At 31.4% G+C, this 24379-nt stretch carries 27 protein-coding genes and 2 tRNA genes; 17 read left to right on the top strand and 12 right to left on the bottom strand.

The features are described from left to right. Positions 1-8: 8 nt before the first annotated feature. Both BUC09_RS06395 and BUC09_RS06390 read right to left on the bottom strand, forming a co-directional pair. The gene (locus BUC09_RS06395; protein WP_073309798.1) at positions 9-965 is read right to left on the bottom strand and encodes a glycosyltransferase family 2 protein; all 957 of its coding nucleotides are present in this window, start codon (positions 963-965) and stop codon (positions 9-11) included. Between the two features lie 9 nt (positions 966-974). After that, entirely contained in the window at positions 975-1478 is a 504-nt protein-coding gene (locus BUC09_RS06390; RefSeq protein WP_073309796.1) for a DUF4199 domain-containing protein, read from the bottom strand. A gap of 213 nt (positions 1479-1691) precedes the next feature. Here BUC09_RS06390 and BUC09_RS06385 point away from each other — a divergent pair, with 213 nt between their 5' ends. Both BUC09_RS06385 and BUC09_RS06380 read left to right on the top strand, forming a co-directional pair. Further along, complete coding sequence (locus tag BUC09_RS06385) at positions 1692-1943, top strand: type B 50S ribosomal protein L31 (protein ID WP_073309794.1); 252 nt, start codon at positions 1692-1694, stop codon at positions 1941-1943. A gap of 119 nt (positions 1944-2062) precedes the next feature. Further along, a complete protein-coding gene (locus BUC09_RS06380) occupies positions 2063-3235 on the top strand; it encodes a GlmU family protein (protein ID WP_073309792.1) in 1173 nt (390 codons plus the stop codon). 47 nt (positions 3236-3282) lie between these two features. Here BUC09_RS06380 and BUC09_RS06375 read toward each other — a convergent pair whose 3' ends face one another. Then, positions 3283-3873 (bottom strand): DUF4082 domain-containing protein, encoded by a 591-nt coding sequence (locus BUC09_RS06375; protein ID WP_073309790.1) that lies wholly within the window; start codon positions 3871-3873, stop codon positions 3283-3285. Positions 3874-4095: 222 nt separating this feature from the next. Here BUC09_RS06375 and mtaB point away from each other — a divergent pair, with 222 nt between their 5' ends. Next, on the top strand, positions 4096-5424 hold the full coding sequence (gene mtaB, locus BUC09_RS06370; RefSeq protein ID WP_073309788.1) for a tRNA (N(6)-L-threonylcarbamoyladenosine(37)-C(2))-methylthiotransferase MtaB: 1329 nt from the start codon (positions 4096-4098) through the stop codon (positions 5422-5424). Between the two features lie 34 nt (positions 5425-5458). Here the strand turns inward: mtaB and BUC09_RS06365 are convergent, their stop codons facing one another. Together BUC09_RS06365 and BUC09_RS06360 are read right to left on the bottom strand one after the other, a co-directional pair. Next, positions 5459-5800: a hypothetical protein gene (locus tag BUC09_RS06365; RefSeq protein WP_073309786.1), complete on the bottom strand. Its 342-nt coding sequence runs from the start codon at positions 5798-5800 to the stop codon at positions 5459-5461. A gap of 36 nt (positions 5801-5836) precedes the next feature. Beyond that, a complete protein-coding gene (locus tag BUC09_RS06360) occupies positions 5837-6121 on the bottom strand; it encodes a GNAT family N-acetyltransferase (RefSeq protein WP_073309784.1) in 285 nt (94 codons plus the stop codon). Positions 6122-6239: 118 nt separating this feature from the next. On the opposite strand from BUC09_RS06360, the gene BUC09_RS06355 reads away from it, so the two are divergent. From BUC09_RS06355 to BUC09_RS06345, 3 genes are read left to right on the top strand one after another with little or no spacing between them, the layout of a single operon-like run. Then, positions 6240-6896, top strand: coding sequence for an alpha/beta hydrolase (locus BUC09_RS06355; RefSeq protein WP_073309782.1), 657 nt, complete (start codon positions 6240-6242; stop codon positions 6894-6896). A 22-nt stretch (positions 6897-6918) separates the two neighbouring features. Beyond that, positions 6919-7752: a lytic transglycosylase domain-containing protein gene (locus BUC09_RS06350; protein WP_143161883.1), complete on the top strand. Its 834-nt coding sequence runs from the start codon at positions 6919-6921 to the stop codon at positions 7750-7752. 11 nt (positions 7753-7763) lie between these two features. Beyond that, on the top strand, positions 7764-8132 hold the full coding sequence (locus tag BUC09_RS06345) for a sulfite exporter TauE/SafE family protein (RefSeq protein ID WP_073310392.1): 369 nt from the start codon (positions 7764-7766) through the stop codon (positions 8130-8132). Positions 8133-8134: 2 nt separating this feature from the next. On the opposite strand, the gene BUC09_RS06340 is transcribed toward BUC09_RS06345, so the two are convergent. Continuing rightward, positions 8135-8833 (bottom strand): TlpA family protein disulfide reductase, encoded by a 699-nt coding sequence (locus BUC09_RS06340; protein ID WP_073309778.1) that lies wholly within the window; start codon positions 8831-8833, stop codon positions 8135-8137. 148 nt (positions 8834-8981) lie between these two features. Further along, entirely contained in the window at positions 8982-9497 is a 516-nt protein-coding gene (locus BUC09_RS06335) for a hypothetical protein (RefSeq protein WP_073309776.1), read from the bottom strand. 159 nt (positions 9498-9656) lie between these two features. Between BUC09_RS06335 and rpmH the strand changes: the two genes are divergently transcribed. From rpmH to BUC09_RS06280, 11 genes are all read left to right on the top strand, one after another. Further along, on the top strand, positions 9657-9818 hold the full coding sequence (gene rpmH, locus BUC09_RS06330) for a 50S ribosomal protein L34 (RefSeq protein WP_007136275.1): 162 nt from the start codon (positions 9657-9659) through the stop codon (positions 9816-9818). Between the two features lie 240 nt (positions 9819-10058). After that, a complete protein-coding gene (gene carB / locus BUC09_RS06325) occupies positions 10059-12911 on the top strand; it encodes a carbamoyl-phosphate synthase large subunit (RefSeq protein ID WP_073309774.1) in 2853 nt (950 codons plus the stop codon). Positions 12912-13192: 281 nt separating this feature from the next. Continuing rightward, positions 13193-14335 carry a hypothetical protein gene (locus BUC09_RS06320; protein ID WP_073309772.1) on the top strand — a complete coding sequence of 381 codons (1143 nt, stop codon included), beginning with the start codon at positions 13193-13195 and terminating at the stop codon, positions 14333-14335. 35 nt (positions 14336-14370) lie between these two features. Further along, the gene (locus BUC09_RS06315) at positions 14371-16446 is read left to right on the top strand and encodes a T9SS type A sorting domain-containing protein (protein WP_073309770.1); all 2076 of its coding nucleotides are present in this window, start codon (positions 14371-14373) and stop codon (positions 16444-16446) included. A gap of 87 nt (positions 16447-16533) precedes the next feature. After that, complete coding sequence (gene idi, locus BUC09_RS06310; protein ID WP_073309768.1) at positions 16534-17061, top strand: isopentenyl-diphosphate Delta-isomerase; 528 nt, start codon at positions 16534-16536, stop codon at positions 17059-17061. Continuing rightward, complete coding sequence (locus tag BUC09_RS06305) at positions 17058-17465, top strand: 6-pyruvoyl trahydropterin synthase family protein (protein ID WP_073309766.1); 408 nt, start codon at positions 17058-17060, stop codon at positions 17463-17465. Before idi ends, BUC09_RS06305 begins: the two co-directional genes overlap by 4 nt. Before the next feature lie 2 nt (positions 17466-17467). After that, complete coding sequence (locus tag BUC09_RS06300) at positions 17468-17929, top strand: peroxiredoxin (protein WP_073309764.1); 462 nt, start codon at positions 17468-17470, stop codon at positions 17927-17929. Then, on the top strand, positions 17929-18891 hold the full coding sequence (locus tag BUC09_RS06295) for a type I phosphomannose isomerase catalytic subunit (protein ID WP_073309762.1): 963 nt from the start codon (positions 17929-17931) through the stop codon (positions 18889-18891). Before BUC09_RS06300 ends, BUC09_RS06295 begins: the two co-directional genes overlap by 1 nt. A 55-nt stretch (positions 18892-18946) precedes the next feature. Beyond that, on the top strand, positions 18947-19213 hold the full coding sequence (locus BUC09_RS06290) for a hypothetical protein (RefSeq protein WP_073309760.1): 267 nt from the start codon (positions 18947-18949) through the stop codon (positions 19211-19213). Positions 19214-19293: 80 nt separating this feature from the next. Beyond that, positions 19294-19367, top strand: a tRNA-Thr gene (locus tag BUC09_RS06285). 28 nt (positions 19368-19395) lie between these two features. Then, a tRNA-Thr gene (locus BUC09_RS06280) sits at positions 19396-19472 on the top strand. Between the two features lie 305 nt (positions 19473-19777). Here the strand turns inward: BUC09_RS06280 and BUC09_RS06275 are convergent. The 5 genes from BUC09_RS06275 to BUC09_RS06255 form a co-directional block, all read right to left on the bottom strand. Next, entirely contained in the window at positions 19778-20503 is a 726-nt protein-coding gene (locus tag BUC09_RS06275; RefSeq protein WP_073309758.1) for a DUF4369 domain-containing protein, read from the bottom strand. An 87-nt stretch (positions 20504-20590) separates the two neighbouring features. Further along, positions 20591-22447 (bottom strand): M61 family metallopeptidase, encoded by a 1857-nt coding sequence (locus BUC09_RS06270; RefSeq protein WP_073309756.1) that lies wholly within the window; start codon positions 22445-22447, stop codon positions 20591-20593. A 90-nt stretch (positions 22448-22537) separates the two neighbouring features. Beyond that, entirely contained in the window at positions 22538-22816 is a 279-nt protein-coding gene (locus BUC09_RS06265) for a TIGR03643 family protein (protein ID WP_073309754.1), read from the bottom strand. A 75-nt stretch (positions 22817-22891) separates the two neighbouring features. Continuing rightward, positions 22892-23716 (bottom strand): sterol desaturase family protein, encoded by an 825-nt coding sequence (locus tag BUC09_RS06260; RefSeq protein WP_084127146.1) that lies wholly within the window; start codon positions 23714-23716, stop codon positions 22892-22894. Positions 23717-23758: 42 nt separating this feature from the next. Continuing rightward, positions 23759-24355: an alpha-ketoglutarate-dependent dioxygenase AlkB family protein gene (locus tag BUC09_RS06255; RefSeq protein ID WP_073309750.1), complete on the bottom strand. Its 597-nt coding sequence runs from the start codon at positions 24353-24355 to the stop codon at positions 23759-23761. Between the last annotated feature and the right edge of the window lie 24 nt (positions 24356-24379).

The following is a 24379-nucleotide window of genomic DNA, read 5'->3' as shown; positions in this document are numbered from 1 at the left end:
TGTTAAATCTAGAGATTAATTTCTTTAGAAATTTTATATCGTTCCTCATTGTTTTTTGTTCGAAGAATAATTTCTCCCAAAAAACCTGCTAAAAACAGTTGAGTTCCTATAATCATCGCTGTTAGAGCAATGTAAAATAATGGATTGCTGGTAACTAAAATGGTTTCGTAACCAGTATACAATTTAAGTAATTTTAATCCAATTATTAAAAATGTAGATATAAATCCAATGATAAACATCAAAACGCCAGCTGCTCCAAATAGATGCATTGGGCGTTTTCCATACTTTGATAAAAACCAAATGGTAATTAGGTCTAAAAAACCGTTTATAAAACGATTAATCCCAAATTTTGATTCTCCGTATTTTCTAGCTTGATGTATAACAACTTTTTCACCAATATTTCCAAATCCTGCATTTTTTGCTAAAACAGGTATGTAGCGATGCATTTCACCAGAAACTTCAATGTTTTTTATTACTATGTTTTTGTAGGCTTTTAATCCGCAATTGAAATCATTAAGTTGAACATTAGATGTTTTTCTTGCCGCCCAATTAAATAATTTTGAAGGTAGATTTTTTGCTACAACAGAGTCATATCTCTTTTTTTTCCAACCAGAAACTAAATCATAGTTTTGTTTGGTAATCATGTTGTATAATTCTGGAATTTCGTCTGGGCTGTCTTGTAAATCAGCATCCATTGTAATTACAACATGACCTTGAGCTTTTGCAAAACCAGCATGTAGGGCTTGAGATTTCCCAAAGTTTGTTAGAAACTTAATTCCTTTAATATTTGAATTTTCTGTTGATAAATTTTGGATTGTCTCCCAAGATTTATCAGTACTTCCATCATCAATAAAAATAACTTCATAACTAAAATTGTTTTCAGTCATGACTCTTGTAATCCATGATGTTAATTCAGGTAACGATTCTTGTTCGTTCAATAAAGGGATGATAATAGAAATATCCATTAAATAGAATTAGTTAAAAACTGATTTGTCTTTTTTTAATGCAAGCCCCAATATTAAGGAAGTAATAAATCCTAAAAATAAATTCATAATGATAATTCCAAAATACATCATCGGCATTATATAATTTCTCATTATTGAGACACTTTTTTCGATATCTTTTTTCGATAAATTAGAAGTATTCATCTTATTTATCTCTAATTTGATAACTTCATTCTGAAAATTAGGTTCAATAAAACTTGAAAATACATAAATATAAAATACAGAAAGTAAAGCTGCTATTAAAGATATACCTAGTCCAATTTGTAATGATTCTTTAACACTTAAAAAATTTGAATTGTTTTTTTTGAAAGTACTTATTCCTAAATAAATAAACAAAACTATAAGGATAATGCCTAAAAAAGTTTCAACTAAGCTTTTTTCTAAATAATTTCCAAAAGTATACTTTAAGACAGATGTTAAAATTGTCGAAAGGCCTAAATAAAAGCCATAGTTTAATATGATATTCTTTCTCATGTATCAATGATTAGGTTGCAAATTTAATTAAAGTCACTCAGTTAGTATTATAAAACCCAAAAAAGTTACTATTAAGATTTGAATTTTAAAAAATAGTTGTACATTTGCACCCTAAAATAAAATTAGTAAAAACAAAAGTTACTGTAAGTTAATACCTTTTTATTAGTAAAAAAGCATCAAAACCTAAGGTAACAAATCATAAAAAGATTTATCATGAAAAAAGGAATTCACCCAGAAAATTACAGATTAGTTGCGTTTAAAGATATGTCGAATGACGATATTTTTATCACTAAGTCTACTGTTGAAACTAAAGAAACTATCACTCACGAAGGAGTAGAGTATCCAGTTTACAAAATGGAGATCTCAAGAACGTCTCACCCTTTTTACACAGGTAAATCTAAACTTATCGATACTGCAGGACGTATTGATAAATTCAAAAACAAATACGCTAAATTCAGCAAATAATAGCTGTTTTTTATATACAATTAAAGCCTTTCCAACTGGAAAGGCTTTTTTGTTTTCCTATTATCATTTTACTGCTAAACTTTGTAACTTAGCGACATCGTAATTCTGAAATCTAAAAAATGAACTATATACTTTTTGACGGAACAGTTCGCAATGCATTACTTCCGTTTACATTTACACGCCCTGTTGCCGATATTCGTGTGGGTATTTTAACCATCAGAGAAAAATGGGAAAAATATTTAGGATATACTACTACAACGGTTACTGAAGAATATCTTTCAGAAAAGTATCCAATGGTAGAGATGGAAGAGAATGTAATGATTAATGCTTCCTTTTTGCCAAATGATGTTTTAGTGGAAATGGTGAAGTCTTTAGAAGAAAATCAAGCTATTTTTTATAAAGAAGAAGTTATTGCCTTTTATAGCAAAGAAAATCAAGAAGTTGATTTTGATACTTTCGAAATTATTGAATTTACTGATGAATGTCTTAGGATAGAACATACATGGGATATTTTTTCCAAAAACGATGCTGCTCTGCGTGAAGATTTTGAATTAATTACCGAAAGTAGACATTCGCAACCCATTCCAAAGTCGGTTAATGTTCTATCACCAGAAAATATTTTTATTGAAGAAGGAGCAAAATTAGAGTTTGTAACACTTAATGCTTCAACAGGTCCTATATATATTGGTAAAAATGCCGAGATTATGGAAGGTTCAGTAATTCGTGGGCCTTTTGCACTTTGTGATAATGGTAGGGTAAAATTAGCTACTAAGGTTTACGGAGCAACAACTGTAGGTCCTCATTCTGTAATTGGTGGAGAAGTGAATAATTCAGTATTGTTTGGGTATTCTAATAAAGGACATGATGGATTTTTAGGAAATTCGGTGCTTGGAGAATGGTGTAATATTGGTGCGGATAGTAATAATTCGAATCTTAAAAATAATTACGAAGAAGTTAAACTTTGGAGTTATGAAACCGAAAATTTTGCTAAAACTGGTTTGCAGTTTTGTGGTTTAATGATGGGCGATCATAGTAAGTGCGGTATTAATACAATGTTTAATACAGGTACTGTAGTTGGTGTTTCGGCAAATATTTTTGGTTCAGGGTTTCCACGTAATTTTGTGCCAAGTTATTCTTGGGGGGGAGCTTCAGGCTTTACTACATACATGACTAATAAAGCTTTTCAAACGGCAAAGATAGTGATGGCACGCAGACAAGTAGAATTTACTGATGAGGATGCCAGAATTTTAGAACACGTTTTTGAAGAAACTAAAAAGTATAGAAAAGAATAGATAGATAAATAAAAAAAGGGAGATTCATGAATCTCCCTTTTTAATTGTTATAACGATGGTTGAAAAGCAAAGCTTAAATCACCTGCATAGTAATTGTTTTCAAAGTTTGTTGGATATGCTTGAGCAGTTCCTGATTTCCATCCATAACCAGTAACAGAAATGTTTCCAGCAGTAATAGGATAAGTTGCTGCACTATTATCTGCTTTGTTTCTTTTGTACCAATCATTGGTATTGTAGGTAATCATGTATTCTTTATCTTTTGTCAAGGCAAGAGGAGATATTGTTTTAGAAGCTTCAACTCCAGCAGTAACTGATGCTATTTTTTCAGTTCTATAAATAATACCTTCAGTAACATCCCAAATGGTAACCCTTACATTAGTTTGAGCATCTGGAATTTTTACAAATATTTTGTTTATTGTTCCGTTAGTAGTAGGTTTAAAGCGCATTCCAAACTCATAATCTCCAGAGTTCACAAAGTTAGTTGTAGTACTAAAACCTGTGTCTGTAATGTATTTTTGTAATGGGTTCTCTTCTGCAGCAACAGCTGGTGGTTGATTATCATTGTCATCTTTACTACATCCAATGATTCCTGTAGATAATAAGGCTAATAATGCCCCTTTAATAATTAAATTTTTCATAGCGTTTGTTTTATTTGATGTAAAAGTATATTGGTAATTGTAATGCTAAAAGACAAAATAGACGAATGAAGTTTTAAATAGACGAATGAATGGTTTGACTCACAATAAGTTAGTTTAGAGTCCTAATTTGATAAAATGACAAGATGTTTCATTTAATCAAATTTTGTATGTAAATTTGCACCCTCAATTTTTTGACAACGATTTCATTGATTGAGCTATTATATGGAAAATAAAAAGAAGGTAGCCTTTTATACTTTAGGCTGTAAATTGAATTTCTCGGAAACATCTACTATTGCGAGAAATTTTAAAGACGAAGGTTTTGACCGTGTAGATTTCGAAGAAGTTGCTGATATTTATGTAATCAATACATGTTCCGTAACAGAAAATGCAGATAAACAGTTTAAACAGATTGTAAAAAAAGCCATGAAGCTTAATGATAAAGCTTTTGTAGCTGCTGTTGGATGTTATGCTCAGTTAAAGCCAGAAGAATTAGCAGCTGTTGATGGAGTAGATTTAGTTTTAGGTGCTACTGAAAAATTCAAGATTACTGATTACATAAATGATTTGTCTAAAAATGACATGGGCGAAGTTCACTCATGTGAAATTGAAGAGGCCGATTTTTATGTAGGAAGTTATTCAATAGGAGATAGAACACGAGCTTTTTTAAAAGTTCAGGACGGCTGTGATTATAAATGTACGTATTGCACCATTCCATTAGCACGCGGCATTTCTCGAAGTGATACGATGGAAAATGTAATGAAAAATGCCAAAGAAATTTCAGAAAGAGGGATTAAAGAAATCGTTTTGACTGGTGTGAATATTGGCGATTATGGAAAAGGTGAATTTGGAAATAAAAAACACGAACATACTTTTTATGAATTAGTTCAAGCTTTAGATAAAGTTGAAGGAATTGAGCGTTTGCGTATTTCTTCTATTGAGCCCAATTTGTTGAAGAATGAAACTATAGATTTTGTATCGCAGAGTAGAACATTTGTACCGCACTTCCATATTCCACTACAATCAGGAAGTAATACTATTTTGAAAAAAATGAAACGTCGTTATTTGCGTGAATTGTATTCAGATCGTGTTGCTAAAATTCGTGAAGTAATGCCACATGCTTGTATTGGTGTTGATGTGATTGTTGGTTTTCCTGGTGAAACAGATGAGTTATTTTTAGAGACTTATAATTTCTTAAATGAATTAGAGATATCATATTTACACGTGTTTACCTATTCGGAAAGAGATAATACCGAAGCTGCTGAAATGGATGGAGTTGTTCCAGCTAATGTTAGAGCAAAACGTAGTAAAATGTTGAGAGGGTTATCAGTAAAAAAACGTCGTGCTTTTTATGAAAGCCAAATTGGTTCAGATAGAACAGTTCTTTTTGAAGGCGAAAATAAAGAAGGTTATATTCATGGATTTACAGAAAATTATGTGAAAGTAAAAACGCCTTGGAATCCAGAATTAGTGAATACATTACATCATGTGAATCTAACAAAGATTGATGAAGATGGTAGTGTTCGAATGGAATTTATAAAAGAGTTAGCATAAAAAAAAAGCCTGTCAATTTTGACAGGCTTTTATATTAATATTTATAATGAAATCGAAGTTTAGTAATTCTATAAACGTTTTCGCCTAATTTCTCTACAAACTCAAATTTATTTCTTCCAGGTTGATTTAAAGCAATGATCGATTGCGCATCAATTTCATAATACATCCCGCTACCTTCCATCATAAATCGGGCTCCATTGTTTCGATAAGCAGAGCGAACCAAATCAAATTCAAACAAATTCCACGTTGTATAATCTGCGCTAAAGTCACCGTAAGAAGTGCAAATGCCTTCTGTAATTTCGGTTTTACTTCCGTAGTATTTTTCAATTTTTTCAAAAAAATCAATAATACTCTGATTGTTTTGTTGGTGACTCATTGTTTGTGGGGTAAAATTATCTCATAAATAGTGTTTTTAAAGTCTAATTCCAGGAGGGAGCAATTCTTTGTATTTCGGATTTCTTTTGATAAAAGCTGCAATTCTTGGAAAAATAGGGACAACTTTAAACTTTTTTTCTTCAGCAATTGTCATGATTTCTTTTAGTAAGTCATCAATAAAAGTTTCGTTGTCAAAGTTTTCTGGAGTATTTATTCGTGTTAGAAATATCTTTCTTTCTTGAAATGAATATTCCACAGTAACCATGCCTTCAGTAGCAATAGCTTCAAATTGACGAGAAAAAGAGTTGTCTTTAATTTCCATAACTTTTGATAAGTAATCTTAAAATAAATATAAATTAACTGAGAAGGCTAAAACTATTTGTTTGAAATAATTAATTTTATGCAAATTTCGGTAAAATCTTACTAACTCTAAACATTTTATGTGTAAAATTCATGTTTACTTTATGCCAGGTATGGCAGCTAGTTCATCTATTTTTGAGCGAATTAAACTTCCAGAAGAACAATTTGAGATGCATTTTTTAGAATGGGTGCTGCCTGAGAAAAATGAAACTCTTGTAGATTATGCTAAAAGAATGTGCCAAAATATTAAACATGAAGATATTGTTTTGATTGGTGTTTCCTTTGGGGGTGTTTTAGTTCAAGAAATGGCTCAGTTTCTTAAGGTAAGAAAAACTATTATTATATCTAGTGTAAAAAGTAATAAGGAATTGCCTAGCCGAATGAAAATTGCTAGAATAACTAAAATATACAAATTGGTCCCAACTAGCTTGGCGCAAAATGTTGAGGTTTTGGCAAAGTATGCTTTTGGTGATGTTATTAAAAAAAGATTAGAACTGTATGAGAAATTCCTTAGTATGAGAGAAAAATCATATTTGGATTGGGCAATAGATCAAATTTTAAACTGGGGTAGAGTTGAAGCAGATCCTAGAGTAATCCATATTCATGGAGATGCAGATGAAGTGTTTCCTGTAAAAAATATCAAAGAGTATATAAAAGTTGAAGGAGGAACACATATTATGATTATTAATAAATATCGATGGATAAATGCTAACTTGCCTCAAATAATTTTGAATTAACATGAAGAAAGTAATTTTATTGATGACAGTTGTTTTTTTTGGAGCGTTACTTTTAAGTGCTGCTAAAAATGGAGAGAAAAAGATACCTAGTAAAATTGATTTTTGCGGAGAAGAAGCACCTTTACATATTCCAGATGTTCGTGAACGATTTGATAGAGAGCTAGTCGTAAATCAAAACTTACATGGCTCAACCATTTTGATTATAAAACGTGCTAACAGATTTTTTCCAATAATCGAACCTATTTTGGCTAAAAATAATGTGCCAGATGATTTTAAATATCTTGCCGTAATCGAGAGTTCGTTAACAAATGCAACATCGCCTTCGGGGGCTAAAGGGTTTTGGCAATTTATGCCTTTAACAGCAAAAGAAAAAGGGTTAGAGGTAACTGATGTGGTTGATGAACGTTATCATTTAGAAAAGGCTACTCAAATGGCTTGTGAGTATTTGATAAAAGCAAAAGAAAAGTTTGGTTCTTGGACTATGGCTGCGGCATCTTATAATGGAGGTGTGAACGGTTTGCAAAAGGCGGTTGATCAGCAAATGGAAACTAATTATTACGATTTATTATTAACGGATGAGACTTTTAGATATGTTTTTAGAATTTTAGCACTAAAAGAGATTATGCAAAATAAACATGTTTATGGTTTTAATTTAAGTGCAGAAGAATTGTATCAGCCATTGCCGATAAGAAAAATTGAAGTAGATAGCAGTATTACAGATTTAGCTAAATTCGCAAAATCTCAAGGGGTTAATTATAAGGAGCTTAAATTATCTAATCCTTGGTTGAGAGATAAGAAATTAGATAATCCTTCTAAGAAAAAATATGTTATAGAGATCCCAATAAAGAGTAATTAACAATGAAAGTTATGACAGGAACAATAATAGTATCATTGATTGTGATTGGTTTGTTAGCAGGTATGTTAAGCGGATTAGTAGGTGTAGGGGGTGGAATAATTATGGTTCCATTACTTGTTTTATTGTTGGGTTTTAATCAGCATCAGGCTCAAGGTACAAGTTTAACTGTGTTAGTTGTTCCTGTTACAGCTCTTGCTGTTTATAATTACTATAAGGAAGGCTATATCAATTGGAAATATGCTGCAATTATTGCTGTTTTCTTCGTTGTGGGTAGTTATTTTGGGAGTAAATTAGCTGTTGGTATTGACCAAAAAATGTTAAAAAAAGTATTTGGAGTTGTTTTAATAATTGTAGCTGGTAAAATGCTATTGGAGAAATAAAACTAATTCGTAGTAAGTTGCTCGTCAGAAATATTTTTCTCAATAAGTAAACTGCTCAAACCTTCTCTAAAAACATTATAATTTAAAGTATAAGCTTTTACATAAGTACTTTTGTTATCTGGTTGTGCACCACCTCTTTTAATATTGACTACTTTAAGATCTTGGTTTAAAAAATAGGAAGTCGGAAATCCTAAAGTATGTTTCAAATGTGAAACAACAGTTGCATCTTTTTTGTATGTTTCGTGTGCATAACATACAGTTATATTGTGGTTGAATTTTCTAGCAATTTGTTTTACCTCATGCTTTTTGTTCCAGAACAAAATGACAAACTGAACATCTTTAGCATATTTTTGCGCTAATTTATTAAGCGCTGGAATTTCACCTTTACTTGGGATACACCAAGATGCGTAAGTCAGAATAAAAATTGGTTTTTTAAAACTACTTAATTTTATTTTTCTTTTCTCAAAACTTTTTAAAGTATAGTCTTCAAAAGTAGTTCCAATCAAATGATGAGAAACTAATGAGTCAAAAAGTATTTGTCCCTTTTGAATTTCTCTATTCGCAAATGCATTATTACTTACAATGTTATATTTATTTAAATGCTCTTTTAATGCTTCAGGAAATGACAGTTCATCATTTTGAGCAAAAGAGCTAAAAGAACATGTAACAAGTACTAAAATAGCGGTGTAAATATTTTTCATAAGCAATAAAACTTAGTCAAAACTATAAATATAAACCTCTGTATTTCAATAATATCGATTAAATATACAAATTTCCGATTATCTACAATACAGTAATAAAAAAAACCATACAAAAGTATGGTTTTAATTTGTTTATGTAGGAAATTTTTTATATTTTTTTAAGTTGATCTTTCATCATCTTAATTTGATCTTTCAGCATGTTTTGCTTATCTAACTTTTTTGCTTCATTTAAAAGGTTTGTAGCCTCAAGTTTTCTTCTTCTGCTTAATGCAATTCCGGCCAAGTTTAATTTCGCAAGAGCTAAATCTTGATCCATAGATAAACCTAGACTAATTGCTTTCTTGAAAAATTTCTCTGCTTGATTTAGATTAGTTTGAGAAACCATTAATCCATTTAAATAATTGTAATAACCTTGTTGTTTTTGAATTAATGCAGTTTCAGGATTTTTAATTTTATCTAACCATTTTTTTGCACCTTCAAAATCTTGATTTCTTAATTTTAAGAAAGCCATTAAAATGTATTCGTTTCTAAAGTATAAGAAAATAGGAATCAATGTAAGAAGTGTTAAAAAAATTCCATTCCCAATATTTCCTTCAGTAAATTGCCAAATACCAGTAATAAAAAGCAATCCAGCTAGTATAAGTTTGATGTTTTTGTGAAACATATAGACGTTTTTAATTATGAGATGCAAATATAGGAAAAGAATTAAAATTATTTTTTATAAAAGCACTTGCAAGAATAAAAATTCGTTGTATATTTGCACTCGGTTTTGAGAAAACCTAAATGATAAGATATTTATACAAGATTTTAAAGATACAAAGCTATGAGTAAGAGAACATTTCAACCATCGAAAAGAAAAAGAAGAAATAAGCACGGTTTTATGGACAGAATGGCTTCTGCGAATGGAAGAAAAGTCCTAGCTCGTCGTCGCGCTAAAGGAAGACATAAGTTAACTGTTTCTTGCGAACCAAGACACAAAAAATAATGATTGATTTTCAATCAAATACATGGGCGTTACTTTTATTAGTAACGCCTTTTTTTTAAACTGTTCATAAAAATATTGATAAATATTTGGAGCTTTTTCCTGCTGTACGCTGTATCTTTTTAATTTTGCGTTATACGTAGAAAGATAAAGTAGCAAAATTAAAAAGGATGCCGCTTTCATCAGGGCTATATACAAACAACAACTAGATTTTGAGTTTAACTCAAAATAAACAACACAACAATGCCTAAAGACAATTCAATTAAATCGGTTTTAATTATCGGGTCAGGTCCCATAATTATTGGTCAAGCATGCGAGTTTGACTATTCAGGTTCACAATCAGCAAGATCTTTGCGAGAAGAAGGAATAGAAGTTATCTTAATTAACTCTAATCCAGCAACTATCATGACAGATCCTTCAATGGCGGATCACATTTACTTAAAGCCATTAACTACAAAGTCTATCATTGAAATTTTAAAAGCACATCCACAAATTGATGCGGTTTTACCAACAATGGGTGGTCAAACGGCTCTGAATCTTTGTTTGGAAGCAGAAGATAAAGGAATTTGGAAAGATTTTGGAGTCAAATTAATCGGTGTTGATGTTAATGCTATCAACATCACTGAGGACCGAGATCAGTTTAAAAACTTATTAAATAAAATAGGAATTCCTCAAGCACCTGCTAGAACAGCAAACTCATTCTTAAAAGGAAAAGAAATTGCTCAAGAATTCGGTTTCCCATTAGTAATCCGTCCTTCATTCACTCTTGGAGGAACTGGTGCAGCTTTTGTACACAAAAAAGAAGATTTTGATGAGTTGTTAACTCGCGGACTTGAAGCTTCTCCAATTCATGAGGTGCTTATTGATAAGGCTCTTTTAGGATGGAAAGAATATGAGTTAGAATTGCTTAGAGATAAAAACGATAATGTGGTTATTATTTGTACTATCGAAAATATGGATCCAATGGGAATTCATACTGGTGATAGTATTACGGTTGCACCAGCAATGACATTATCTGATACTACATTTCAAAAAATGCGCGATATGGCTATGCATATGATGCGTAGTATAGGAAATTTTGCTGGAGGATGTAATGTGCAGTTTGCGGTTTCGCCAGATGAAAAAGAAGATATTGTAGCAATCGAAATCAATCCTCGTGTGTCGCGTTCTTCTGCTTTAGCATCAAAAGCTACGGGTTATCCAATTGCTAAAGTTGCAACAAAACTAGCATTAGGATACACATTAGATGAATTACAAAATCAAATTACAAAGTCAACATCGGCTTTGTTTGAGCCTACATTAGACTATGTAATCGTAAAAATACCTCGTTGGAATTTTGATAAATTCGAAGGTTCTGATAGAACATTAGGACTTCAAATGAAATCGGTAGGAGAGGTAATGGGTATTGGTCGTTCGTTCCAAGAAGCACTTCACAAAGCAACCCAATCATTAGAAATTAAGCGTAACGGTTTAGGTGCTGATGGTAAAGGTTATAAAAATTACGAGCAAATAATCGAAAAGTTGACTCATGCAAGTTGGGATCGAGTATTTGTGCTTTATGATGCAATAGCAATGGGAATACCATTATCTAGAATCCATGAAATTACTAAAATTGACATGTGGTTCTTAAAACAATATGAAGAGTTATTTTTACTAGAAAAAGAAATCTCTAAATATAGTTTAGACACGCTTCCTAAAGAATTGTTGCTGGAAGCAAAGCAAAAGGGGTACGGCGATCGTCAAATTGCTCATATGTTAGGTTGCTTGGAGAGCCAAGTTCATACGCTGCGAGAAACAATGAATATTCAGCGTGTTTATAAACTGGTGGATACATGTGCCGCAGAGTTTAAAGCACAAACACCATATTACTATTCAACATTTGAAGCCGAAATCGAACGCCCTGATGGTACTCGTTATGTAGCAAATGAAAGTGTTGTTACTGATAAGAAAAAAATAGTAGTTTTAGGTTCAGGACCTAACCGAATAGGTCAAGGTATTGAGTTTGATTACTCTTGTGTTCACGGAGTATTAGCGGCAAAAGAATGTGGTTATGAAACAATCATGATCAACTGTAATCCAGAAACAGTTTCTACCGACTTTGATACTGCAGATAAATTATATTTTGAACCAGTTTTCTGGGAACATATTTATGATATTATCCGTCATGAAAAACCTGAAGGTGTTATTGTTCAGTTAGGCGGTCAAACAGCACTAAAATTAGCTGAGAAACTTCATAAATACGGAATCAAAATTATTGGAACAAGTTTCGATGCTTTAGATTTAGCAGAAGATAGGGGACGATTCTCAGAGTTGTTGACAGAATTAGATATTCCTTTTCCAAAGTTTGGAGTGGCAGAAAACGCAGAGCAAGCTGTAAAATTAGCTGATGATTTAGATTTTCCTTTATTAGTTCGCCCTTCTTATGTTTTGGGTGGTCAAGGAATGAAAATTGTAATCAATAAGCAAGAACTAGAAGAGCATGTTATAGAGATTTTGAAACATATTCCAAATAATAAATTGCTACTAGATCATTATTTAGATGGTGCTATTGAAGCAGAAGCAGATGCAATTTGTGATGGTGAAAATGTTTACATCATTGGAATCATGGAACACATAGAACCGTGTGGAGTTCACTCAGGAGATAGTAACGCTACATTGCCTCCATTCAACTTAGGAGAATTTGTGATGCAGCAAATTAAAGATCATACTAAAAAAATTGCAATAGCTTTAAAAACGGTTGGATTAATTAATATACAATTTGCGATAAAAGACGATACGGTTTACATTATAGAAGCCAATCCTAGAGCGTCTCGTACTGTTCCTTTTATTGCTAAAGCTTATGGAGAACCTTATGTAAACTATGCAACTAAAGTAATGCTTGGAGAAAATAAGGTTACCGATTTTAATTTTAATCCACATCTTAATGGATATGCAATTAAGCAACCTGTTTTTTCTTTTAACAAGTTCCCTGGTGTGAACAAAGCATTAGGTCCTGAAATGAAATCAACTGGAGAAAGTATTTTGTTTATAGATGATTTGAAAGATGATCAATTCTACGAGTTATATTCTCGAAGAAAAATGTATTTGACTAAATAGTTGAATTCACATATAGATAAAAAGTCCCTTTTAGGGACTTTTTTTGTTTTGCAATTTATGTTTAAAACTTATGTTTTTAAGTGAAAGAGAAAAAATGCGGATTTTCGAAAAGAGAAATTTCTTACGAAAATCAATTAACTAAAAGTTGTTTTGTTGCGAATTGTAATTAAAATGCCTTAAATAATTTAAAATAGATATCAATATAATCCATTTTTAGAATAAAAAGTCAATTTTATAACATGAAGTTTTTTTATTTATATTTGAGAAAACTTTATAACCCAATGAAACACAAATACTTAATTTTATTATTTGCTTTATCAGTCATTTCAATATATTATTCTTGTTCAAAAGACAGCACTGAAGAAGAAAGTGTATATGTTCCAGTTTCTCCAGTCAAGGTTGATTTATCACAGGTTCCTTATCCTAAATTATCAGATTATAAATTTTTTGAAGGAGATATGAAAAATCAGAATCCTTCTCTCGGTGTATTACCTTTTGAACCAAGAAGTACACTTTTTACTGATTATGCTAAAAAAAGGCGTTTTGTTTGGATTCCAAAAGGGCTTAAAGCAACTTATACGGAGGAAGGTAAAGTTTTAGAACTGCCTGTAGGTTCCGCATTAATTAAGAATTTTTATTATACTAATGTTCAGCCTAATAATACTACTAGAATTATAGAAACTAGGGTTATGATTAGAAAATCATCTGGTTGGATTTTTGCAAATTATGTTTGGAACGATGCACAAACTGAAGCTTTGTTTGACTTACAAGGAAGTGTTACACTCATACAATGGAAAGACAATAATAATGTTGTAAAAAGTACTGATTATAGAATTCCTGAAGAGTCACAATGTATAGTTTGTCATAAATCAAAAACTACAGTAAATAATGTTGAAGTTACTAAAAATATCCCAATAGGAATAAAACCACAAAACCTTAATTTTAACTATACATATGGTAATGAAACAATCAATCAAATTCAAAAATGGATTGATGCAGGTTATTTAGAAAATAATTTTTCATTACCCACCGAAGCTAATTCGGTTGTAGATTACAATGATCAAACTAAACCACTCGAAAAAAGAGTTCGCTCTTATTTTGATAGTAATTGTGCGCATTGTCATGATGATGAAAGACATTGTGATTATCGACCAATGAAATTTGCCTATAAAAAAACTGGTTTGTCAAATGGGTTAGGAATGACCAACTTAGGGGTTTGTATTGATACTCAAGATATGCAAGGGTTTCCTTCTGCCTTAAGTAAAATTATAACCCCAGGTAATACAGAAAGGTCTATGCTTTATTTTAGAGTAAGCACAAATGATGAGACATATAGAATGCCACTTCATGGAAGAACTATGGTTCATGAAGAGGGTGTTTCGCTTATTGAACAATGGATTAATTCCCTGCAAGGATGTCCTTAAGAAAAAACAATCAATCAAACCAAAACTACTGAACAATGAAAAAAATTACTACTTTAATTGCAATACTATTTTTTTTGCAGATTACTTCAGCGCAAGATAGTTGTGACGGAGCAATTCCAATAACAACAGCCGGATTTTACACGGTTGGAACTATTAATGGAACACCGCCTACCTTGATTTGTGCAGAGAATGGAGCAATTCCTTCAACTAGACCTCCTGGGGCAGAATGGTATGCTTATACACCTTCGGCTAATTATACTGTTACAGTTACAACTGATTTGACGCAAAATACTTCTGGAATAGACACTCGTGTTCACGTTTATACAGGAAGCTGTGGAGCACTAGTATGTTATGCGGGAGATGATGATGCGGGTACTTATTATCAATATTCTTCTATAGTGACATTTAATGTAACAGCGGGCACAACATATATAATAGCTTTTGACAATCGTTGGAATTCAAATGGTTTTACATTTCAATTAGTTGAAAATGCAGTAATTGTTCCAGTTCCAGCTCCTGTATCATACACAAATCAAGTAGTTAGTACTATTAATAGTACACACAACAAATGTGTAGTTGATATGAATGGCGATCATAAAGACGATATTGTTGGTGTAAGTAATGGGAATTTAAAAATACATATTCAAGAAACTGCTGGTACATTTTCTGTTTCAAATTTTACACTTACGGGTGCCAGTAAAATGCCAAATTGGAGTATGGCAGCAGGTGATTACAATCGAGATGGATATAATGATTTAGTTTTAGGTGCAGGTGATGGTCTGTCGATTTGGCGTTCACAAAATGATAATGGAATAATTACATATTCTCCTATAACACCTGGTGAGTATATTTTTTGCCAAAGAACAAATTTTGTAGATATTAATAATGATGGGAATTTAGATATTTTTTCATGTCATGATGTGAACAGAAATGTGTATTATTTAAACAATTCTTCTAACAATCTAACCTATTATCAATCAGGAGTTACACCAGGAGCTTACAATTTAGGACTTACTCCTAGTGGAGGAAATTACGCTTCAATTTGGACTGATTTTGATAATGATGGAGATGTTGATATGTTTATTTCTAAATGTTCAGGACCTCCATGCGAATTACATAGAAATGATGGGAATGGTGTTTTTACGGATATTTCTGCAATTGCTCAAATTAATCCAACACCAGTGCAATCATGGTCATCAGCAGTTGCAGATTTTGATAATGATGGTGATATGGATATTTTAATTGGTTCAAATGGGTCTACTGCACATAAATTTTTCAGAAACAATCTTGATTTAACAAACAATACAGAAGAAGCATATACAGAAATTACCAGTGGATCAGGCTGGGATACAGATACATCTATTAATCGAGATTATATAGCTTATGATTTTGATAACAATGGATTTGTAGATATTATGGGAAGCGCTAATAAAATTATGTTCAATCAAGGAAATAACATTTTTTCTCCTGTTGCTTACACGGGCTTAGGATTAGGTGTAGGAGGTGTAGGAGATTTGAATGATGATGGTTTTCTAGATATTGTTAATGGAAGCACGATTCATTTTGCTATACCAAACGGTAATAATTGGTTAAAAGTAGCTTTACAAGGTGTACAAAGTAATAAAAATGGAATTGGAGCTAGAATTGAAATTCATGGGTCTTGGGGAAAACAAATTCGGGACATTAGAAGCGGTGAAGGATTTGCTTATATGAGTACTCTAAACGCTCATTTTGGATTAGGTTCGGCAACAGCTATAGATCAAGTAATTATTCATTGGCCTTCTGGAATTGTAGACACTTACAACAATGTGAATCCTAATCAGCAATTACTTGTTGTAGAAGGAACAACATTATCGGTTATCAAAAATGTCAACAATTCGGTTTTTAGTATTTATCCAAATCCTGCAAAGAATGTTATTAACATTCAAATGAATACTTCAAATGTTGAAATAATAAGTGCTAAATTATATGATTTAGCTGGTAAGAAAGTCTTAGAAAAAGAATTATTAGATAGTAAAATTAACATAGAAAGTTTGTCTAAAGGAACATATATTTTAGTTTTAAAAGATACTGAGGGGCAGAATTATTCTCAAAAAATTATTAAAGAATAGTAAAATTAGTTTTAAAATTTCAAAAACCGCTTCAATTAAAATGTGGCGGTTTTCTTTTTTTGTATTTTTACCAAGCAATTAAATAATATGATTGAAGAGAGAGTAATTTTAGTTAATGAAAAGGATGAGCAAATAGGTTTGATGCCAAAATTAGAAGCTCATGAGAAAGCTTTATTGCATAGAGCTTTTTCAGTTTTTATACTTAATGATAAAAATGAATTAATGCTTCAGCAAAGAGCACATCATAAATATCATTCCCCTTTATTATGGACAAATACATGTTGTAGTCATCAGAGAGAAGGGGAAACAAACATTCAAGCCGGAAGTAGGAGATTAATGGAAGAAATGGGTTTTACAACAGAATTAAAAGAGCTGTTTCATTTTATTTATAAAGCCCCTTTTGATAATGGATTGACTGAGCATGAATTAGATCATGTTATGATTGGTTACTTCAATGAAGAGCCAAATATTAATAATGATGAGGTTGAAGCTTGGAAATGGATGAGTATTGAGGCAGTAAAAGAAGATATGGTGATTAATCCAAATATTTATACAGTTTGGTTTAAAATTATTTTCGATGAGTTTTATCATTATTTAGAAGATCATAAACTATGAGAGTTACAGTAAATAGGAAAGCTCATTTTAATGCAGCTCATAGATTGTATCGCAAAGATTGGTCTGATGAAAAAAATCAGTTAGTTTTTGGAAAATGCAATAACCCTAATTTTCATGGTCATAATTATGAGCTGATTGTTAGTGTAACTGGAAATATCGACCCAGAAACAGGATATGTGATAGATATTAAAATTTTAGCAGATATTATTTTTGAAGAAGTTGAGTCTCAGTTTGATCATAAAAACTTGAATTTAGACGTGCCTGATTTTGAAAATCTTAATCCAACGGCAGAAAATATTGTTGTTGTGATTTGGAATAAAATTAAAGCTCGTTTGAAGGTAGATCAAGATTTGGAAGTCACTCTTTATGAAACACCAAGAAATTTTGTAACTTATAAAGGTTGATTATGCAACAAGGATTAAAAGTAGGTGATAAATTGCCTCTATTTGGAGCCAAAGATCAAGCAGGTAATGATTTTTACATTGCTTCGGTTCTCGAAAAAAAAGTATTGGTTATTTATTTTTATCCCAAAGATGACACCCCAGGATGCACAAAGCAAGCGTGTTTTTTTAGGGATCAATATGAGGAGTTTAAAGACCTTGGAGCTGAAGTTATAGGTATAAGTGGTGATAGCGTTGCTGCACATAAAAAATTTGCTCACAAGTATGATTTACCATTTACACTCTTATCAGATAATGATAAAAGTATTAGAAAATTATTTGGGGTTCCAACTAATTTTCTAGGGTTGATTCCTGGTAGAGTTACCTATATCGTAGATAAAAAAGGAATAGTTAATATGATATATGATAGTATGGATGCAGAAAGCCATTTTCCTAAAGTGGTCGAAGCAGTTAAAAAATTGATTTAATGGAAGTTTATCCTTTATTATTTAAGCCCATTTTGAAAGATCGGATCTGGGGAGGAACAAAACTAAAAACAAAGCTTAATAAAGAAATTCCAACTCAAACTACTGGTGAAAGCTGGGAAATATCTACTGTGCCAGGTGATATAAGTGTAGTTGCTAATGGAATTTATAAAAGCACAAATTTAAACGAATTAATAGAAAAATATCCTGAAGAGATTTTAGGAAAAAAAATTCATAAAGAATTCGGATTAGATTTTCCTTTACTGTTTAAATTTTTAGATGCTAAAGATGATTTGTCGATTCAATTACATCCTAATGATGAATTGGCAAAAAAGCGTCATAACTCATTTGGTAAAACTGAAATGTGGTATGTAATGCAGGCAGATGAAAATGCAAAATTAATTGTTGGGTTCAAGCAAAAATCTTCTCCAGAAGAGTACTTAAAGCATTTAAATAATAAAACTTTAGTTTCGATTCTAGATGAGATTCCTGTAAAAAAAGGAGATGTTTTTTTTCTTGAAACGGGAACAATACATGCAATAGGAGCAGGAGTAGTTATTGCTGAAATCCAACAAACATCAGATATAACATATAGAATTTACGATTTTGACAGAAAAGATATAAATGGCAATACTCGTGAACTCCATGTTGATTTAGCTTTAGAAGCAATTAATTATGAGGTTATTGAGTCAAAAAAAGAGTATTCTGAAATACCAAATAAAAGTAATTTAGCTGTTAAATGTCCATATTTTACAACTAATGTAATCCCGCTGAATGGTAAATATAATAAAATTAAAAACGATGATGCTTTTGTAGTATATATGTGTACAGAAGGGGAGTTTTCGATTCAATATCATCATCACAAATTTGATTTTCAAAAGGGAGATACAATTTTATTGCCTTCAATATTGACTGAATTTCAGTTAATTGGAGAGGCAAATTTGTTAGAAATAACAATAGAGTAGTACATATTACAAAGAATAATTGTACTTTTGCAAGCGAAATTTTAAATACATAAAAATGGGAAGTGTTAAAAACTTAAAAAAAGACATCAACTTTGTAATGGGTGATATCATTGAGGCAGTTTATTTATACGAAATGACTACTACTGGTAAACCAACTGATGCGACTAACGCAATTATTGAAGAAGTGATTGTTACTTTTGACGGTTTAATTGCTAAAGTTAATGCTAAGAATGTTGAGAATAAAAAAGCACATTTCAATCAAATAAATAAAGATTTAGAAGCAGCTGCTAATCAATTAGTTGATAAAATCAACGCATTGTAGTAGTAAAAAAATCAATAAAATTAAGGTGTAAGTGTTTGGAAGTTTAAAAAACTCCATTATATTTGCACCGCATTTGAGTCGCCGGTGTAGCTCAGCTGGCTAGAGCAGCTGATTTGTAATCAGCAGGTCGTGGGTTCGAGTCCCTCCATCGGCTCAAATTTAAATATTGAAAATGCACTTTTGCCGGTGTAGCTCAGCTGGCTAGAGCAGCTGATTTGTAATCAGCAGGTCGTGGGTTCGAGTCCCTCCATCGGCTCCAAAAAGGTCTTCATTTGAAGGCCTTTTTTATTTGTATTAAAGGGACGAGAAGTTTACCCTGAGTTTATCGAAGAGAGTCCCTCCATCGGCTCATAAAAGGTCTTCATTTGAAGACCTTTTTTATTTGTATTAAAGGGGCAGGAAGTTTATCCTGAGTTTATCGAAGGGAGTCTCTCCTTTGTCTCATATAAGGTCTTCATTTGGAGGCCTTTTTTATTATAATAGGATAATGTTTTAGTTTTGAAATTTCATAAACTAAAAAGCCTCCGTTTTAGGAGGCTTTTATTTTTTAATTTAAGAATAATATTATTTTTTTGTTTCAGTTGCTTCATTAACTTTTCTGTCCTTAAGAAACTTAGTGAATTTTTGACCATATTTAGATTTTGCAACCTCAGGTGACATCGATTTTTGTATGGTGTCTAAATACTTTATATTCATGTCGTAAATGTCTGTTAAAGCGATGTAAGGAGCTACTTCTTTATCTGCATGAGTCAATGCATAATTAGCAGCATATAGATAACGTCTTTTTAAAAGAGCATCTTGTTTTTTTGAGTTTTCTGCCGAAATATCTTTTTTATTCTTTAAAGCCATCAATTCATCTTTTACATACTCAAGTTGTTGGTCATTAAATTTAGAAATGATGTTTTTATAATCGGTGTATAAATCATTATTTTTAGATCCAGTTACTTTAGCATTGGCTAGAAAAAACTCTAAATCAGTATCAATGTTTATTTTTCCTGGTTCGGCAAAAAATAATAAGTTATTATCTATTGAATTCGTTACTCCTCTGTCTACATATAAATAAAGCATTTCAGGAGAATCTATGTTTATATTACTTTTAAATGAAGATTGACCGTTTAAAATAATAGAGTCAAGCGCAACTAGTGTTGTGTCTTCAACTTTTTGAATATATAATTTTCCTTTTTTAAGACCTTTAATGTTTCCTGTGATTTCTAGGTTTCCTTTTTCTTTTTCTTCTCCACAAGCGACTAATAGTGAAAGTGAAAGAGCAGCTATAATAACTTTATACATAATTTTTTCAATTTGGCGCAAAGTAATAAAAAAATCCTCAAATTGATTTACAAAATGAGGATTTATATAGTTGTTTCTAAATGAAAATTATCCTTTTAACCAAGCTTCTTTAAGTGCGTTTTTGCTTTTGTCAGTTAATTGATAACCATCAACTTCTTCGTAAGGTAAAATAATCTTTCCTTTTAATTCAGATTCTTTACCATCTCGTTTTATTTTAACTGTAATAGCATCTCCATCTTTCCAACTTTGACTAGCCATGATTAAGTCATAGATATTATCTAAATTATAATTGGTTCCATTTATTGAAGCAATTACATCTCCACTTTTAATACCTAATTTAGTGTAAAACTCTGGCAAATCAATTCCAGGAATTGGCATGATTTCTTTTGTTTGAGGATTAACTGTGATATATGGTGTTTGTCCTTTCAGGAATACATTTCCTGGAAGTTTAGTTTTGGCTTTAGTAACGCCCACTTTAGCGAAAAATTCTTCGTAAGGAATTGGTGTTGGTCCGTTTACATAAGTGTCAAAAAATGTTTTAACTTCAGGATATGTTAATGAAACTATTTTGTCAAATAATTCTTCATCGTTAAATGGTTTATTGATTCCGTATTCGTTATTTAATTTTTGCATTAAATCTAAAATACCTCTTTGGCCATTACTTTTTTCACGAATAGTTATATCCAAACACATTCCTATTAATGCTCCTTTTTGGTATACATTTAAGTATTGGTCTTTGTATGGATTTTCTAATACATTAGCACTCATTTTTGTGAAGGGCATGGTGTCGTTCATTTGAGCAGCTTGACGTATTTTGTCAGACATACGATTGTAGAAATCTTCTTCAGAAATTAATCCTTGATTAATTTGGAATAAGTTCGCAAAATATTCTGTTACTCCTTCATACATCCATAAGTGTTTAGACATTTTAGGCGCATTAAAATCAAAATAATGAATTTCATTAGCATGTATACCTAAAGGCGTTACAATATGGAAAAATTCATGCGATACAACATCTTTTAATTGTTCTGCCATTTCTTGCTCAGGCATCATTTCTGGCATTACAACAGTTGTTGATGTTGTGTGTTCTAAGGCTCCAAATCCTTTTGCATCATTTTTACTTAAATCAGAAAGGTATAATAGAACCGCATATTTTTTTGTGTTGTTGATAGGTCCTAAGAATTTTTTTTGAGCTTTCATCATTGTTTCCATTGCAGGAGTAATGTCAGCAGCTTTGTATTTTCCTGTTGGTGAATAAACACTAATTAGGATGTCCATATCATCTACTTTAAAAGTAGTATAATCAGGCTTAGAATACATTATTGGATGATCAACTAAATCTGCATAACGAGAAGCTTTAAAAGTGTCTTGATTTTCTGCAGAATCCATGTCAGTCATTGATGTTGCTCCAAACAATTTGTCAGAATGAGAAATGTTTAATGTATAAGGAACTTCTTTTTTATCTGAAAAATAGCCTACAAATCCATGAGTGTTTATCATAAAACATTCTGGATCGATGTTTGTTCCAGCTGGAGAGAATACATCTTTTCCGCCTATTCCACCAGATGTTTCAATATCATAAGTATCGTTAACCCAATAGGTAACTTTGTTTAATTTTTTAGCTTCAGAAATTCTCCATGTATTGTCATCCATTTTAGCAATAGGAAGTGAGTTTCCTTTTGCATCGTATGCTTTTACATTTTCTATATACTTACCATAGTTGTCTGCTGAATATGTTCCAGGTACCGTTTTAGGTATATTGAAAGTTATTGTTTCTTCTTTTGACGGAGTAGGGAACACAGTTACCATTACTTTATCGTCTTTTATAACATTCAAATCAATGTTTACTTTTACTTCTGCAGCAACATTACTTGATGAAGTTTGCGCAGTTTTACAGCTAACCATAAAAAAAGCTAATGATGCTGCTATGAGTATTTTTTTCATTTTGTAGATTTTTACTTTCTTGTATAAGTATATAGTTCTTGTTTTTTGTTACACTAAAAATAAAAACTCCTGATAATCAGGAGTTAGTAATTAATCGAACTTGTTTTTAAGGTAATATTTTCCGTCTAGATCGTCGTCAAAGTCATCAATATTAATCTGCTTCGGTTTGGGTTTTGTAGCAGTTACTTTTTTCTTCCAAAGTTCAAACTGATCTTTGGGTAAACGTTTCCGGATTAGTTCAGTGACTTCGTTTTCACTAATCCCAAACTCTTCTTTTATTACTTCAAAAGGTTTGCGTTCCTCTTGGGCCATGCTGATAAGCCTTTCTAAAGTTTCTCTGTCTAAATCAGCTATTTTACTTTTTCTCATTTATAAAATGTTAATTCAAATAAACTTGTGCAATACTTATACCAATATTAATAAAAAGATATTAAAAAATAAATTTTAATTTTTAGGTGCTCTATATTTTTGAAAAGGGATGACTAATAAGTTCGATAAATTGTTGTTTTCTTCTGGTTTCATATGTGTATCTACTCCATAAATTAATTCTTCTGTAGGCATAACCATAAAAGTTCCAAATAATCTATCCCAAATAGAAAAAATGTTTCCATAATTACTGTCTGTATACGGCAATTTGTAATGATGGTGAATTTTGTGCATGTCTGGTGAGACAATTATGTAACTAATGTATTTGTCTAATTTTTTTGGCAAGGACATATTTGCATGGTTAAACTGTGATAAAAAAACAGAAAGAGACTGATATAAAAAGAATAACCAAATAGGAGCGCCAACAATAATAATGGCTAGAATTGTAAAAATAAAACGAATAACACTTTCGCCAGGATGATGTCTGTTTGCTGTAGTAGTATCTATCCAAGTATCTGTATGATGAATTAAGTGATATCTCCACAAAGGTTTTGTTTTGTGTTGCACAAGGTGAGCAGTATAAGCCCCTATGAGATCCATAAACAATAATCCTATTATGGCTTGTAACCAAAGATTATCTAAGTGTAACCAGTAAATTAATCCAAAATGATTTTCAGATACAAAAACAGAACTTTTGTATAACAAAAAAGCTAAGGAAAAATTGATTAGTATAGTGGTAAAAGTGAAGAAGAAATTTATTCCTGCATGATGCCATTTGCTGTATTTGAATTTAATTAACGGAAAGCCATTTTCGATTAGCCAAAAAAGAGTAATTCCTCCAATTAAGAGTAAACTTCTATGTGATGATGGTATGGTTTGAAAATAATTTACAATTTCGGTTATCATAATTTAAGTAGGTTTAGTACTCAAATTTAATGAAAAAAATTATTTAATAATTCTGAAAGTAAGATTAATTCGTGGTCCTATTTCTTTTTTAGTTTTAGGAATTTGATGTTTCCAAAAATGTTGTGTTGATCCCTTCATGATTAATAAACTTCCGTTTTTTAGGACAATATTTTGTTTGATGTCTTCTGAATTATGTTTGAGCTGAAAAACTCTTTCGGCACCAAAACTAACCGAAGCTATAATTGGATTTCGGCCCAATTCTTTTTCATTGTCAGCATGCCAACCATTGCTGTCTTGACCGTTTCGATATAAGTTAAGAAGAACAGTGGTGAAGTTTTCTAAACAAACTTTTTCTACTTCATTTTTTATATACATGATCAAAGGGGTCCATTGATGAGGTTGCATTACAATATTAGAATAACCATATGGTTTACCTTCATTACCATATAAAGTAGTTAGTCTAGGTTGTAAATGGGAGTGCCCAAATACCGTAATAGTATCTTGTTGCCAATGAACTTCTGATTTAAGTTTTTCAAAAAGATCATTTGATTTTTCTGCTGAAAAAAAATCTGGGAAATATTCTATTTCAGCATCTGGAAGTGTGAAAACTATTTTTTCATCAGGAAATAAACTCATGCTTCAAAAATAAAAAAAGCGACA

It is taken from the genome of Flavobacterium terrae, assembly GCF_900142035.1.
Lineage (GTDB): Bacteria > Bacteroidota > Bacteroidia > Flavobacteriales > Flavobacteriaceae > Flavobacterium > Flavobacterium terrae.
This window is presented reverse-complemented; position numbering and strand designations above follow the sequence as displayed.